The sequence below is a fragment of the Sphaerospermopsis reniformis genome (genome assembly GCF_005402885.1).
GTDB lineage: Bacteria > Cyanobacteriota > Cyanobacteriia > Cyanobacteriales > Nostocaceae > Sphaerospermopsis > Sphaerospermopsis kisseleviana.
In genome coordinates this window covers 1-11,553 of sequence record NZ_BJCE01000172.1, presented here as the reverse complement: position 1 = coordinate 11,553, position 11,553 = coordinate 1, and the positions used below count along the sequence as shown (strand labels likewise).

12 protein-coding genes are annotated in these 11,553 nt (G+C 36.0%); 3 read left to right on the top strand and 9 right to left on the bottom strand.

The genetic code is table 11. The features are described from left to right. The first annotated feature begins 193 nt into the window (after positions 1-193). The 3 genes from proB (at position 194) to FFR48_RS19785 (ending at position 2,538) form a co-directional block, all read left to right on the top strand. Positions 194-1,303 carry a glutamate 5-kinase gene (gene proB / locus FFR48_RS19795; protein ID WP_137668564.1) on the top strand — a complete coding sequence of 370 codons (1,110 nt, stop codon included), beginning with the start codon at positions 194-196 and terminating at the stop codon, positions 1,301-1,303. A 102-nt stretch (positions 1,304-1,405) separates the two neighbouring features. Further along, entirely contained in the window at positions 1,406-1,990 is a 585-nt protein-coding gene (locus FFR48_RS19790; protein WP_137668563.1) for a Uma2 family endonuclease, read from the top strand. Positions 1,991-2,088: 98 nt separating this feature from the next. Further along, the gene (locus FFR48_RS19785; protein ID WP_137668562.1) at positions 2,089-2,538 is read left to right on the top strand and encodes a DUF29 domain-containing protein; all 450 of its coding nucleotides are present in this window, start codon (positions 2,089-2,091) and stop codon (positions 2,536-2,538) included. 68 nt (positions 2,539-2,606) lie between these two features. Here FFR48_RS19785 and FFR48_RS19780 read toward each other — a convergent pair whose 3' ends face one another. The 9 genes from FFR48_RS19780 to FFR48_RS19740 all read right to left on the bottom strand — a co-directional run bounded on the left by FFR48_RS19780 (position 2,607) and on the right by FFR48_RS19740 (position 11,411). Continuing rightward, on the bottom strand, positions 2,607-2,840 hold the full coding sequence (locus FFR48_RS19780; protein ID WP_137668561.1) for a hypothetical protein: 234 nt from the start codon (positions 2,838-2,840) through the stop codon (positions 2,607-2,609). 78 nt (positions 2,841-2,918) lie between these two features. Continuing rightward, positions 2,919-4,169, bottom strand: coding sequence for a Swt1 family HEPN domain-containing protein (locus tag FFR48_RS19775; protein ID WP_137668560.1), 1,251 nt, complete (start codon positions 4,167-4,169; stop codon positions 2,919-2,921). A 270-nt stretch (positions 4,170-4,439) separates the two neighbouring features. Continuing rightward, entirely contained in the window at positions 4,440-6,017 is a 1,578-nt protein-coding gene (gene lysS, locus FFR48_RS19770; RefSeq protein ID WP_137668559.1) for a lysine--tRNA ligase, read from the bottom strand. Positions 6,018-6,162: 145 nt separating this feature from the next. Further along, entirely contained in the window at positions 6,163-7,038 is an 876-nt protein-coding gene (locus FFR48_RS19765) for an MBL fold metallo-hydrolase (RefSeq protein ID WP_096571882.1), read from the bottom strand. Between the two features lie 138 nt (positions 7,039-7,176). Beyond that, entirely contained in the window at positions 7,177-7,632 is a 456-nt protein-coding gene (locus FFR48_RS19760; protein WP_137668558.1) for a DUF29 domain-containing protein, read from the bottom strand. Beyond that, positions 7,622-8,443: a TlyA family RNA methyltransferase gene (locus FFR48_RS19755; RefSeq protein ID WP_137668557.1), complete on the bottom strand. Its 822-nt coding sequence runs from the start codon at positions 8,441-8,443 to the stop codon at positions 7,622-7,624. The genes FFR48_RS19760 and FFR48_RS19755 overlap by 11 nt, the downstream gene beginning before the upstream one ends. A 182-nt stretch (positions 8,444-8,625) precedes the next feature. Further along, positions 8,626-9,054 (bottom strand): DUF29 family protein, encoded by a 429-nt coding sequence (locus FFR48_RS19750; protein ID WP_137668556.1) that lies wholly within the window; start codon positions 9,052-9,054, stop codon positions 8,626-8,628. Between the two features lie 80 nt (positions 9,055-9,134). Then, entirely contained in the window at positions 9,135-9,317 is a 183-nt protein-coding gene (locus FFR48_RS30755; RefSeq protein WP_096571878.1) for a DUF2887 domain-containing protein, read from the bottom strand. 78 nt (positions 9,318-9,395) lie between these two features. Continuing rightward, on the bottom strand, positions 9,396-11,411 hold the full coding sequence (locus tag FFR48_RS19740) for a glycoside hydrolase family 10-like protein (protein ID WP_137668555.1): 2,016 nt from the start codon (positions 11,409-11,411) through the stop codon (positions 9,396-9,398). Positions 11,412-11,553 lie beyond the last annotated feature (142 nt).

Genomic DNA, 11,553 nt, shown 5'->3' with positions numbered 1-11,553 from the left:
CGGAAAAAGTGTGCATTTTTTGGGATTTCAAGAGATGGCAAAGAAATTTTCAAATCTCCTCCTGACTCCTGACTCCTGACTCCTGACTCCTATGCCCTCACGGAAAGACTTTCTCAGCAACCCCTAACTAATAACTCATGACTAATGACCAATAACTAATGACTAATAACTAATGACTAATAACTAATGACTAATGACTAAAACAATAGTTGTAAAAATCGGTACTTCTAGCCTGACCCAACCAGAAACGGGACAATTAGCCCTTTCTACCATTGCCAGCTTAACAGAAACCCTGTGTAATTTAAGACAACAGGGACATCATATAATTTTAGTCTCCTCCGGTGCTGTGGGTGTGGGTTGTGCGCGACTGGGTTTAACAGAACGTCCCAAAGCGATCGCCCTCAAACAAGCAGTAGCAGCAGTTGGCCAAGGTCGTTTAATGCGTATATATGATGATCTATTTACTACATTGCAACAACCGATAGCCCAAGTATTATTAACTAGATCAGACTTAGTGCAACGTAGCCGCTATCTTAACGTTTATAATACTTTTCAGGAATTGCTAGGACTGGGAGTAATTTCTATAGTCAATGAAAATGATACCGTAGCCATAGAAGAATTGAAATTTGGTGATAATGATACCCTTTCCGCCTTAGTGGCGAGTTTAGTAGAAGCCGATTGGTTATTTTTACTGACAGACGTTGATAGATTATATTCAGCAGATCCCCGTACAGTACCCGACGCTAAACCCATTTCTTTAATTAGTAACATGAAGGAATTAGCGGAATTACAGATTCAAACCGGGGGACATGGTTCACAGTGGGGAACTGGGGGAATGGTAACAAAAATATCTGCTGCTAGAATTGCGATCGCTGCGGGAGTAAGAACTGTCATCACTCAAGGACGTTTTCCCCACAACATTGAAAAAATCATCAACGGAGAACCCATCGGAACGCACTTTGCACCCCAACCAGAACCCACATCAGCGAGAAAACGCTGGATAGCTTATGGTTTAGTTCCATCTGGAAAATTATATTTAGACGATGGCGCAATTACAGCTATTTCTCAAGCAGGAAAATCATTATTAGCAGCAGGAATTAAAACCGTAGAAGGGGAATTTGATCACCAAGAAGCAGTGCAAATATGTGATATTCATGGTAATGAAATTGCTAGAGGTTTGGTGAATTATAACAGCGAAGAATTACAAAAAATTCGCGGTTGTCATTCACGAGATATCGAAGGAATTTTAGGTTATGCAGGTGCAGAAACCGTCATTCATCGGGATAATTTGGTTTTAACATAATATCAATAAATATTAGCCATATTAGCCCCCCTTTTTAAGGGGGGTTGGGGGGATCTAAATTTGGTATAATTAAAATTGTCACTAGGGAGAGTGAAAAAAATTATGACTCAAGCCTTAGAAAATTCCATTGGTTTAGCCGAAGAAGAACAACGTTTCTACCGTCGGGGAGTTATTTGGGAAAGATTTCAAGCAATTCAAAACAGCTTTGAAAATGTACCAGGGGTGCGTTTATTTTATTGTGAGGGAGTTTTAGAAATTGTGGGTATAGGTAAAGCACATGAATTTATAACATCTTTAATAGGTTTGTTGCTAGGACAGTATTTTTTAGACAAAGAAATTGAATTTTTTCCTAGTGGTAGTTTTAATCAAGTTATTCCTGGTATAGTTGATTATCAAGCCGACTTATCCTATTGTTTAGGCACAGATAAAGATAGACCAGATTTGTGTATAGAGGTAGTTATTACTAGCGGTAGTCCTATTAAATTACAGAAATACAAATTAATGCAAATTCCCGAAGTTTGGTTTTGGGAAGATGGCACACTTGAGGTTTATTGTTTGCGAGAAGCAGAATATGAAAAAATTAGTAATAGTGTGTTGTTACGAGAATTAGATTTATCTTTATTGAGTCGTTGTATTTTGTTATCTTCACCCTTAGAAGCAATTAGAAAATTTCGTCAGGGTATTTGAATTTATTCTCGTTATCCTCGTTCCCCGTTTCTAACTGGGAATGCAATTAAGAAGGCTCTGCCTTCTGCTAACATTAAAAGAGAATAGGAGAAAACATCATGGTTTCTATTCCCAAGACAGCAATCCGATTGTATGATACTGATTTTTTAGCATGGACACAGCAAACGGCTGAGTTAATTCGCGCTGGAAAATGGGATAGGGTAGATTGGGAAGCGGTTGTTGAGGAGATTGAAAGCTTGGGAAGGTCAGATAAACGAGAGTTGAAAAGCCGATTGGAGGTATTGTTACAGCATTTGCTAAAATGGCAATATCAGCCTAGTTTGCGAAGTGGATCTTCGCAAAATACAATTACAGAACAACGCAACCGCATTGAAGATTTATTACAAGATAGTCCTAGTCTTAATCCTTATTTAGAAGAAGTATTAGCTGAGTGCTACCGCAGAGGCAAAAAACTAGCAAGTAACGAAACAGGAATTTCTCAAAATACCTTTCCAGCAGATTTACTTTACACTGTGACTCAAATTCTGGATATGGAATTTTTACCATAAACTGTATTCCCTGTCAGAGACAGGGAACAAGAAAAGGCTGTCACTTGCCATAGCTTAAATACTATATCTTAAATATTCTCAACATTTTCTACTTGAGACTTAGCCAACCTAATTAATAATCTTAACGCCTCATTGACTGCTTCTGCTGTGGGGAATGCTTGAGCAACATCAGGAGCTAATAAAACTAAATTAGTTCCTTGTTTATAACGTTCCACATATTTGCCTCTGACACCTCCCTCTAGTTGAGTAAAGTCATATTCTGGACGCAGTTCATCATTTTCTGGTTTATTCTCCTGATTCATAAAACCGCTATTACTAAGGTTCTTAATTTTTAACCTATTCCAATTCTCCAACCTAAATTAATTAATATAATTTATTAATTATTTTCGTTTCCTTTTTATAGCTTTTAAAGGAAAGTAACCTGAATCACTATTATGAGTATATATTTCAACTAATCCCTTTTCTACTAATAAATCAATGACATTATAAGTAGACTTATAATCAAAACCATCATTTCCCAAAAACTTTGTTACAAAATTAGAAACTCCTACAAATCCATCTCTATTAGCAGCCCACTGCTCACGTTCATCAAGTTTTTGTAATAATTCTTCTTCATTAATAACTTTTTTATGCTTTAAATATTCATCATTAATTTTATATTTATCACCTTCTAAATTCCATTGAGTTTCGGATTCAATATTATTATCTATGCTAATTTCATTAATAGCAGCTTTTTCATCTATGGTTAGCTCCAAATTAAAACCTTCTATACTATCAATTGCTTTTTGTATGATTTCAATTAAAGAGTCTGCCAATTTATTAACTTGATCTAAATCCTCTTGTACGAATAGGTTATTATGTGCGACTTTATTACGTATTTTTTCCAACTCTTGCCATTTAGCCTGAAATTGATAACGCTGAAACGACTCTTTAAAGAATTTAGTATAATTGGTTTCTAATTGTTCTTTTAATTTTTTGATTGCTTCTACTGATTCTTCTAAACTCCTGACTTTTTTAATTACATCTTCACGGCTAATAAAACCAGATGATTGAGAATGTATTAATTGTCCTAAATCTTTAAAATCTATCAGATAAACTTTATTATCAATTTTGGGAGCAAATTTTTCTTCATTACTTTCTCTTTCTTTTGCTTTTTGACTCATCTTACTATCAGCAGTTTTCTCCCACCATTTAAAACCGAGTTTAGTAATAAAAAACATCATTACGTATTTTCTTAGTAAGTTTTCAAGTTTATTGATTTTGGGATATATCTTACAAGCAATTTCTGAGGAAATTTCATCAGTTAAAATATAAATTTTGCCAAATCCTTGCCTGTTGATATAATCAACAAGCTTATATCTAAAAGTTTCCAAGCTTGAATAGTTGGCTTTAACCTCTATAAGATAAGTTGATTTTATGTCATCAATTAAATTAGGGTCTATCTTAACATTTCTTATAGAAAGCTTAAGATTTGCTTTTTCATCAACAATAGTATTATTATTTTGTGAACGACTCTTCCATAAAGTTCCATTTGCCATTAATGAATGAATTAAATCTTGTTCATTCAAGATAACCATTGAATCATCAGTATTGATACATAATATTTCAAATGCAAATGATTTATCGCTCATAATATAATTTTCTTATCTCGGAGATTGACTAAGCTTTAACTATGTTGTTGTAACAAAAATTATACAGCATTAGGCGAAGAAAAGGATAAATGCTTTATAGATTGTGACGTTTTTTATTAAAATTTAACTTTTACTTGTTCTTCTTGTTCCTCTTCCTCGTTCCCAGTTTCCAACTGGGAATGCAATCAAGAAGGCTCTGCCTTCTGCTAGTATTAATATGAGTCAGAGACTCACAAAATGTATTCCCTGTCAAAGACAGGGAACAAGTGATTAAACTTCAGCTTTGGACTGATTCAAAGCTACAACATCTTGCAATCTAGAAATCACAAAAGACTTCTCTAAATAAGAGAACAAACCGCCAGCTTTTGGACCACGTTCTTTATTTAAAAACGCCAAATACAAAGCTTTAAAAGCATTCGCTGGAGGAATTTGTAATTCCTTAGTAGTTGAGAAAATCACAGTTTGCAATTCTTCAGCTTCCCAGTTAGCAGCATTCTGCAAATTCTCCGCTAACTTCTGTACATAACTCACCTGTTCTGCGGTTAAAGTATTAGCTTTTTCGGGAACTTGTTCTAAATATAGAACTAGCTTTTCTTCCTCATCTGCGTAGTCTTGCAACCACTTTTGAGCAGAAGCAATTCTTTGATCTACAATAAATTGATCATACTCAGTTAAAGGATTTGCAGTTCTTTGTACAACCTCATCCTGAATATTTAAACGCGGAACTTGCAACAGGGAAATTAACGTACTGTAATCAAAAGGTTGAAATGGTTTAACCTCATTACCCAACTGGGCATAAAATAAAGACATTAATTCTTCAGTTAATTCAGAATTATCTTGATACTTACTAATTAAAGTATCGTAATCTCTAAATAACCGAGTAATGGTTTCATAATTGGGAGCGAAATTAATTACCGTTCTCGGCTGAGTTCTTAACATTAAAAAGCGTAATAACTCAGGTGGTAATAAATCAGCAATTTCCCGCGCACTCGAACCTACACCTTTAGATGAACTCATTTTTGTACCATTGACAAGAATAAATTCATAAGGTGAATGAAAAGGCGGTTGTTTTTGTAAAACTTTGCGAGAAATCGCATTAGCTACATCCCTAGAACCACCTTTTTGCGAGTGATCCTTTCCCGCCATTTCAATAGTTACACCTAACACATCCCATTTTGCAACCCATTCCACCTTCCAAGGTAACTTCCCATTACCATTAAAAGGAGAAACCCAACCAGAATGACCACAACCTTTTGTATAGTCAGTTGCATCTGGTTTACAAGTATAAAAAACTTCTGAACCGTTATAATCTGTGGTTACAGTTGTGGCAATTTTACCGCAATTTTCACAAATAACTTGAAAAGGATACCAGTTATCAGGGCGATCGCCTTTACTTACTTCTTTATATGCTTCTCTCACAAGATGAGCATTTTTTAAGAAAGTATCAATGTGGGAATTAAGTTGACCAGAACGATATAAATCACGTAAAAAATAAGTTTCTGGTTTAATTCCTAAATACTCAAAAATTTCAAAAAATTCGCCAATGAAATATTTAGCATAATCACTTGCACCCTCACCAGGAGAAGGTACATTACACAAAGGATAACCAAGGTAGGGTTTGAATTTTTCTTTGTCTAAATATTTGGGAACGGTATCCAATGCGTCGTAGTCATCCACACCGTACATGAATTTTACGGGCTTACCTGCGTGTTTCAAGGCACGGTAAATAACATCATGGATAACCACACCCCGCAATGATCCGACGTGGACCCGTCCTGAAGGAGTTTTAGAATCATTAACTACCTGGTAGCCTTGTGTATCAGCAGCGATTTTATCAGCCCAAAACATTTGATTTTCTATCTTTTCACAATTTCTCTATTTTAACTCTATGGGTTAGGTTGTAGATGATTTTTTGGGGATGTTATGACAGGTGATAGCATGGTGTGGGGTGTAAGGCAAGAATTTTCTCTGCTGACTCCTGACTCCTGAATTATTACTGCAAACTTTCCATAAAATCAATACACCTTTGCATTTTTTGTTGCATAATCTCAGAATCAGCTTGATAGCGTCTTCCATGACTTGGTAGCACCCACTCAAAGGTATAATTGGTTAGTTTACGCATAGATTGAATTTGTTCTGTCCAGGAATACCAACAAAATTCACGAAAGGCTATTAATTGTTTTTCTTCTTGGGACCAAGTAAGATGATCTCCTGTAAACAGAAATTTATTTTTGTACAGTAAAACTGTGTGTCCTTTAGTGTGTCCGGGAACGGGAATAATTAATAAGTCTGCTGTCAGTTGAAATGGTTCTGAACCTGTTATTTGTATTTCTATATTTTTTGTTTCTGGGTCAATATCATCACTGTGTAAAATGCGTTGACATTGAAAATAATCTGCAAATTGTTGATGATCGGCAAGATCGTCTTTGTGAGATAAAAACAGATATTTTATTCCTCCCATTTCTTCTAAACGTTTAACTAATGGTGGTGCAAACCGGGGAGAATCTACTAATATATTGCCTTCTGGATGTTGAATTAAATAGGGAACACTGGCAAAAGATTTTTCGGAATGATAGCCACAATGGTATATATTCTCATCTATTAAAATCGGAAAAGTTTGTTGTACAAAGTTAATATCTTGTGGTGTTTCTACTGTACCAATGGAACTGGTGGGACAGGATAAAAGTGCTTGTAATGCGGCTATTCTTTCTGCATTATTGCTTGGTTGATGATGCACTGCTGATTGTTCACCAATACGGGAAAATACTTCGGGAGTCATCCAGCGACAGGTATCACAATCAATACAAGTAGTATCAACATAAAAATCACCGTTGATATTTTCAGGACGACGCTGATTTAAATTAGCCATTTTCAACCTCTGAATAGGATAAATAAACGCGACATCATCACCCTAACAAAGATAATTTTCTTGAAAGACTACCGCAAGCTAGATTTATCAATGGTTTATTGTTGATTGGTAATTAATTTTATTTTCAATAATTATCAATCACTCAGGTAAAAACTCACTATCTAGCACCTGTTCAGGAGTAAAAGGACATTTTCCTGGGAAAATATCAGGTGATAATCCTGTTTCTTCTATTGCCCAATCTACCGCAGGAGAGTAACTTTCTAAAAAAATACTTTCATAATAATTTTTTAAGCTGGGATGTTTTTGTATAGATTTATTCACTCGCCGACGATGTTCTTTGATACTAGCTTTCCAACTTCCTGAACGTTTTTCTGGTTGATATTTCCATTTTAAGAGATGGGCTAAAATGACAATGAGATTATTTTCTAAAGCATCTTTTAAACTGCCACCCATTTCTTCTATTTCTTCTATTAATAAATCAATATCTAAGTTATCAAAATTACGATGTTTTAAATTTTCAATTGTTCCATCTAACCACAATTGATAATCTTGTTCATACAAGGTTTTTAAACTTAATTGATGATTATTGCTCATTTTTTGTCAACTCCTGTACAGCGTTTTTAGTCATTTCTTGGATGGTTGTTAAGTCTGGTGGTTGGGTTTCACTTTCCATCCCTAACCATAAAAGATATTCAATATTTCCCGCAGGTCCAGTAATGGGAGAAAAGGTCAAACCCAGATATTTCCATTTTAATTCTAACGCTGTTTGTAAAACTTGAAAAATCGCATCTGCATGATCTTTAGAATCACGAACCACACCTTTTTTACCCACACGATTTTTACCAACTTCAAACTGTGGTTTAACTAATAAAACTGCTTCTCTTGGTGCTTGGGTTAAACGCCAAATTGCTGGTAAAACTTTGGTTAAGGAAATAAAGGAAACATCTACAACAGCTAAATCTGGAAATATTGCCCCTTCAGGATATAATTTTTCTGGTTGTAGTTCTCGTAAATTGGTACGTTCTTTTAAAATTACTCTTTCATCACTTCTGATTTTCCAGTCAACTTGTCCATAACCTACATCAATTCCATAAACTTGTGCAGCACCATTTTGTAATAAACAATCGGTAAAACCGCCGGTAGATATTCCCCCATCTAAGCAGATTCTTTGATTTGCGGAAATACCAAAAAATTTCAATGCTTTAGCGAGTTTTTCGCCTCCACGGGAAACAAAAGGAGGACGTTCTTTAATTTGAATTTCTGCGGTTTTATCTACTTCTGTTCCGGGTTTATCAATTATTGTTTGGTTTACCATGACTTCGCCGGCTTGAATTAGTCTTTGTGCTTGTTGACGGGAAGGAGATAAACCCAAATCTACTAATAGTGTATCTAGTCTTTGTTTCATTTATTTTTTGTTATTTTGTAGTTTGTAGGTTGGGTTAAGCGAAAGCGCAACCCAACGAAAGTAAGTAAATGTTGAGTTTCCTAACGTCAATCTATCCCAATATAAACGACAGCGCAACCCAACAAAAGTAAGTAAATGTTGGGTTTCCTAACGTCAACCCAACCTACCTTATTTAATTTTTGTTAGTTTTCTGGTAGTATTAAATCTAAAGCATAATTGATAATTTCTGATTTATTCACCAGTTTCTCTAATTCCTCTGCTTCATAAAGACCTTCTTTGACTTCTAGGGAAGCTTCATCAATAGCATTTAAATAAGCTTCTGCTAAAGTTTCTAATAATTCTTCTTTTGTTAAAAAATAACCTCCAGATTTACGGCGTTTATTTTCCCGTTGAATTTCTCTCACTGAGTTTCTAATGGAAACTTCCCAAGAACGAGTTGAGCAATTTTCCGCTTGTTGTTTAATGAGGTGGATGAGTAAAATTATTGCATAACTGCGAATGGTTTTGATAATATCATTGCGACTCATTTCTTCTAATTCTTCAACTATAGTTAATGCACCTTGAAAGTCACCTTGTAGGAGTAGATTTTTGAGATTTAATATTTCTTCCATAATTTCATACTTAGTAACTTTTCAGTGAGTGAAGTACACCAGTAGCGGGCAAGATGCCTGCACCACAAGAGTTTTATGATTCATCTCTGTACCTCATAACACCGGTAAGTGCTGTAAATCCGTTTCTGCACAGAAAACCCAAACTTACCATTACTGTATTTTACCCTTGATTCTATTTCCTCCCTCTTCATTCTTGGAAATTTGTAAATTAAAATTGTCTCGATGATTTCTAATATTTGTTGTTGTTTGGGTTGAGACTTCACCTCTAGACAGAAGTTAAAAAACGCACCTTGCCCAAAATAGCCAAAGTGCGATCGCCATAATCATCTGCCTTCCTCAGATTAAGTTACAGTAATTACTACACCCACACTCTCATTACCCAACCTATCCACTGCACACACCGCATAAGTTCCCGGTGGTACAGTAGCAAAAGTAGTACCAGCAGACAAAATGCGTTGAATGATCCAATTATCGCCACTTTGACGGTAAAGAGTCCAAGAACGCACAGGTTTATCATCACCTCTTTCCCAATTTAATCTACCATTTTCAAATTTAATTTCTTTGGGAGGAGAAGGAGGATTTTGACTTTGCCATGACATAGTAGGAATTATGGCCGGACGAGAATAATAAACCTGTTTAAATTGATCAGCAATACCTTGGACATTTTCTTTGATAGAATTCATACTAAAAAATATATTTCCCAAGGACAAATTTTTAGCTAAGTTCCGAGAAATGAGAATTTGTTTTTCAATTTCCGAATTTTTCCAAGCTTTCCCATCTAGTTTGGAAATATTGTTACCAGCGTAAATATGTCGCTGTTTAGTATTGACTTGAGTCCACCAGTTCAACAACACTTCATAACTTTGTTGTGTTTGATCAGTCCGCCAATAAAGTTGCGGTGCTAAATAATCTATCCAACCTTCCTGCAACCATTTTTTAGAATCAGCATAAAGGGCATTATAGGCATCTAAACCAACAATACCCGGTGGTTGTCCAGGGCGATAAATACCAAAAGGACTAATCCCAAATTTAACATGAGATTTAGTTTTTTTAATTCCTTCTGATAAACGCAACACCATTTGATTAACGTTTTCCCTTCGCCAATCTTCTAAGCTGAGTTTACCTCCATTAGCTTGATAAACTCCATAAGTTTTTTGATCAGGAAATGATTGACCAGATATAGGATAGGGATAAAAATAATCATCAAGATGAATGCCATCTATATCGTAGCGATTGACAACATCTATAATCACATTATAAGCTCGATCTTGAACAATTTTTGAGCCAGGATCCATCCATAACTGATTACCCCATTGATAAACAACTTCTGGATTAGTAATAGCTATATGGGGACCGACATTAAACCCGCTTTTAGTAGTAGTTTTGGCGCGATATGGGTTGAACCAAGCATGAAGTTCAATGTTGCGTTTATGACATTCAGCGATCGCAAATTCCAAAGGATCATAAAATGGTTCTGGTGCTTTTCCCTGAGTTCCCGTAATCCAAGCACTCCAAGGTTCTAAATTAGAAGCATATAAAGCATCCCCTTCTGGCCGCACCTGTAAAATTAGGGCGTTAAAATTTAAAGATTGTAATTGTTGAATAATTTGCAGTAATTCCGTTTTCTGCTGTTCAACACTCAACCCTGGTTTGGAAGGCCAATCACTATTCCACACAGTGGTGATCCAAGCACCCCGGAACTCCCGGTTATGACTTACCCTTACAGTCCTGGGTTGGTTTCCAGACGATGGTGGTACTACTATATATTCAGAAGCAATTTTTTCCGCCCTTCCCAGATATACCAAAGCTTGATATACCATCACAGCCACATCAGCACGAGTCGCAGCCATTCTGGCATTAAGTAATTTGATATTTGGATAACTCACTACCCAACCAACACGAGAGGCGATCGCCACCTGATTGATAGCATAGTTAGGAATTGTAGCCGCATCTTGATAGATTTGTCCTAAACTACTAACTAAATCAGCTTGGACTTGACTAGCAATTCCCAAACCATTAACCATCGCAACTAAAACATCACCCCTGGAAATACTATCATTAGGGCGAAAAGTCCGATCAGGGTAGCCAACCAAAAATCCAGTTTCGTAAACTTTTCTAATTGCACTATTAGCCCAAAGTGTAACAGGTACATCTCCAAAAGGTACATAATCCCGTTTTTTGGTTGTTGTCAGTACAGAAGCTATAATCGCCGCAAACTCAGCACGAGTAACAGGGGTATTAGGGCGAAAACTACCGTCAGGATAGCCATTTAAAATTCGCCGTTGGGCTAAAGCCTGAATAAATAACCGCGCCCAATGATTTTGAATATCGGGAAATGATGCAGTATTAGATACCATTGTTGATTTTTGGTAGAGTTACATCCATTGTTAATTTAGCAACAGAAGGCAAGGGGTAGGAGTCAGGATTCAGGAGTCAGGAGTCAGGAGTCAGGAGTCAGGAGTCAGGAGTCAGGAGTCAGGAGTCAGGAGGCAAAAGTTA

Bases quoted from the DNA above. Each gene is read 5' to 3' on its own strand.
- proB (WP_137668564.1), top strand. From the start codon at position 194: ATGACTAAAACAATAGTTGTAAAAATCGGTACTTCTAGCCTGACCCAA.
- FFR48_RS19790 (WP_137668563.1), top strand. From the start codon at position 1,406: ATGACTCAAGCCTTAGAAAATTCCATTGGTTTAGCCGAAGAAGAACAA.
- FFR48_RS19785 (WP_137668562.1), top strand. From the start codon at position 2,089: ATGGTTTCTATTCCCAAGACAGCAATCCGATTGTATGATACTGATTTT.
- FFR48_RS19780 (WP_137668561.1), bottom strand. From the start codon at position 2,840: ATGAATCAGGAGAATAAACCAGAAAATGATGAACTGCGTCCAGAATAT.
- FFR48_RS19775 (WP_137668560.1), bottom strand. From the start codon at position 4,169: ATGAGCGATAAATCATTTGCATTTGAAATATTATGTATCAATACTGAT.
- lysS (WP_137668559.1), bottom strand. From the start codon at position 6,017: ATGTTTTGGGCTGATAAAATCGCTGCTGATACACAAGGCTACCAGGTA.
- FFR48_RS19765 (WP_096571882.1), bottom strand. From the start codon at position 7,038: ATGGCTAATTTAAATCAGCGTCGTCCTGAAAATATCAACGGTGATTTT.
- FFR48_RS19760 (WP_137668558.1), bottom strand. From the start codon at position 7,632: ATGAGCAATAATCATCAATTAAGTTTAAAAACCTTGTATGAACAAGAT.
- FFR48_RS19755 (WP_137668557.1), bottom strand. From the start codon at position 8,443: ATGAAACAAAGACTAGATACACTATTAGTAGATTTGGGTTTATCTCCT.
- FFR48_RS19750 (WP_137668556.1), bottom strand. From the start codon at position 9,054: ATGGAAGAAATATTAAATCTCAAAAATCTACTCCTACAAGGTGACTTT.
- FFR48_RS19740 (WP_137668555.1), bottom strand. From the start codon at position 11,411: ATGGTATCTAATACTGCATCATTTCCCGATATTCAAAATCATTGGGCG.